Source organism: Terrabacter terrae (assembly GCF_039529575.1).
In the GTDB taxonomy this organism is placed as follows: domain Bacteria; phylum Actinomycetota; class Actinomycetes; order Actinomycetales; family Dermatophilaceae; genus Terrabacter; species Terrabacter terrae.
This window is the reverse complement of the sequence record NZ_BAAANB010000108.1, coordinates 1-2,713: the sequence shown is the minus strand read 5'-3', so window position 1 is coordinate 2,713 and position 2,713 is coordinate 1. Positions and strand designations below refer to the sequence as shown.

Annotated in this window: 2 protein-coding genes; both read right to left on the bottom strand. The window is 70.3% G+C overall.

The window, feature by feature from the left end; genetic code table 11:
• Positions 1-73: 73 nt before the first annotated feature.
• Positions 74-1,282: a ParB/RepB/Spo0J family partition protein gene (locus tag ABD194_RS19600; RefSeq protein ID WP_343994625.1), complete on the bottom strand. Its 1,209-nt coding sequence runs from the start codon at positions 1,280-1,282 to the stop codon at positions 74-76.
• A 234-nt stretch (positions 1,283-1,516) separates the two neighbouring features.
• On the bottom strand, positions 1,517-2,473 hold the full coding sequence (locus ABD194_RS19595; protein WP_343994622.1) for a ParA family protein: 957 nt from the start codon (positions 2,471-2,473) through the stop codon (positions 1,517-1,519).
• Between the last annotated feature and the right edge of the window lie 240 nt (positions 2,474-2,713).

The window sequence follows — 2,713 nt, the reverse complement described above, 5'->3', positions numbered from 1 at the left end:
GCGCGTGGATCGTATGACCCTCCGGCATGTCTCCCTCTCGAAGCCTCGACGTGGCCCGTCAGCGCTGCCGGCGTCAGTCCTGGACGGCAGGCGCCATCCCCATGAGGTCGAGGATGCGCCGCAGGTCCTCCATGGACGCAAACTCCACGGTGATCTTCCCCTTGCGCTGGCCCAGCGCGATCGCGACGCGGGTCTCGAGGTGGTCCGACAGTCCCGCCGTGAGGTCGTCGAGCTGCGGGTGTCGGCCTCCGGCACGCGGGCGACGCGGCTTGGGCGCGTCGTTGCCCTCACCGAGCGCCACCAGCTCCTCGACGCTGCGCACCGACAGGCCCTCGGCGACGATCCGCTGGGCCATGCGCTCCATGGCGGCAGCGTCGGCCATGCCGAGCAACGCGCGAGCGTGGCCGGCACTGAGCACGCCCGCAGCGACCCGGCGCTGGACGACCGGGGGGAGGCGAAGGAGGCGCAGGGTGTTGGAGATCTGCGGCCGGGAGCGGCCGATCCGGGTGGCGAGCTCCTCGTGCGAGCAGCCGAAGTCGTCGAGGAGCTGCTGGTACGCCGCCGCCTCCTCCAGCGGGTTGAGCTGGCTGCGGTGGAGGTTCTCGAGCAGGGCGTCGCGGAGGAGGTCGTCGTCGCTCGTCTCCTTGATGATCGCCGGGACGACGTCGAGCCCGGCAGCCTGCGAGGCGCGCCACCGGCGCTCACCCATGATCAGCTCGTACGTCTTGCCGTCCGCCTCGGCGAGCTGGTCGGCCGGGATGCGCCGCACCACCACAGGCTGGAGCACGCCGATCTCGCGGATGGAGTGCACCAGCTCACCCATGTGGTCCTCGTCGAAGACCGTGCGCGGCTGCCTGGGGTTCGGTCGGATGGACTCGATGTCGAGCTCGGCGAACTCAGCGCCCGGGACCACCGCCAGGCTGCTCGTCACTTCGCCGCGGGAGGCGTCCCCCGGTGGAGGCGTAGCCGGCTCCGGACCGTTGGCAACGCCGACTGTCGCCTCGCTGCTCGCATCTGCGACGGCGTGGGCCTGCAGGTCCGGCGCCGCGGACCCACTCTCAGCGCTCGTGCCCGTCGAGCCGGCCGCGCCGTGGTCGCCCGGCGAGGTGATGGTCGTCTCCGAGCGGCTCGACCCATCCGAAGCCGTCTCCCCCGGAGGGACTGCCTCGGCGTACTTCTGCTCCGTGAAGAAGACGTCCACCGGTCGTCCGGCTCCTCCGGGGGGTGCGCTCGGGATGAGCGCTCCGAGGCCTCGACCCAGTGCGCGACGCTTCTCCGCCATTGACCAAACCTTTCGCAGACGACGCGGCCATCGCGCCGCGCTCAGTGTAGGGGCTGCCCGCCGGGGGGCCGACAGCCGCTGTGGATGGTGCGGGGCAGTCCGGATGCTTCCGTTTCACGTGAAACGCGGCGCCTCTACGGTTTTGGCCTGTTTCACGTGAAACGACGACACCCGCAATCTCCGGCCTGTTTCACGTGAAACGAACCCCGGGCCGCGCCGAGCTGGTCGTCGCGCTCACGACTGCCCGGCCGCCCCACGGTCGGCGATCTCGCCTGCGGCGGCCAGGTAGGCCAGGGCCCCACTGCTCGACGGGTCGTAGGTCATGACCGTCTCCCCGAAGCTCGGGGCTTCGGAGACGCGCACCGACCGGGGAACGGAGGTGCGCAGCACCTCGACAGGGAAATGCTCACGAACCTCATCGGCCACCTGCGCCGAGAGCCGCGTCCGGCCGTCGTACATCGTCAGCAGGATCGTGGAGACGTGCAGAGCCGGGTTGAGGTGGTGCTTGATCAGCTCGATGTTCTTGAGCAGCTGCGAGAGGCCTTCAAGGGCGTAGTACTCACACTGGATCGGGATGAAGACCTCGCTCGCTGCGACCATCGCGTTGACGGTGAGCAGCCCGAGGCTGGGCGGGCAGTCGATGAGGATGTAGTCGAACGCGTGCCCGGCCGTGATGGCTGCCGCAATCGCCTTCTGCAGGCGCGACTCCCGCGCAACCAGCGAAACGAGCTCGATCTCCGCGCCCGCCAGGTCGATCGTCGCCGGCGCACAGTGCAGGTTCGCGACCGTGGCGCAGGGCTGGACCACCTCGAGAAGCGGGGTCCCGTCGACGAGCACGTCGTAGATGGACGGCACCTCGGCATGGTGGTCGATGCCGAGCGCAGTGCTCGCGTTGCCCTGCGGGTCGAGGTCGATGACGAGTACCTGCAGGCCGGACTGGGCCAGGGCGGCTGCGATGTTGACGGTCGTGGTCGTCTTGCCCACGCCGCCCTTCTGGTTGGCCACGGTCAGCACACGCGGTGTCGCCGGCTTGGGGAAGGCGCGGCCGGTCAGCTGGATGCGCCGTCGGGCGTTCTCGGCCAGCTCCATCGCCAGCGGCGTGTCCTCCCCAGCCCGCGGTATGGCTGCGGCAAGCGCCTCACGGTCGGCCTCATCGGCGCGGGCCTCCATCCGGCGACGGGCCTCGTCCACAGGGTTGTCCCCAGCCCCGTGCGGCGCCGTTCCCCGTTCAGGAGCGCCGTTTTCCGCGTTGTTGTCCACCAGCTTGTCCACAGGACTGTGAAGCTCAGTTGTCGCCTCGTCGACACCCACACCGGCGACGGGCGGTACCCTCTCGCCCTCAACCTCTGCTCCCGCGAAGGCGTCATGGGCAGCCTCGACGGGGTCCGGCCGCGTGCCCGGCGCCTCTGGGGGGTTCGCGACAGCGACGGG

What these genes read in the sequence shown, in the direction of transcription:
- ABD194_RS19600 (WP_343994625.1), bottom strand. Translation starts at nt 1,282, where the DNA reads ATGGCGGAGAAGCGTCGCGCACTGGGTCGAGGCCTCGGAGCGCTCATC.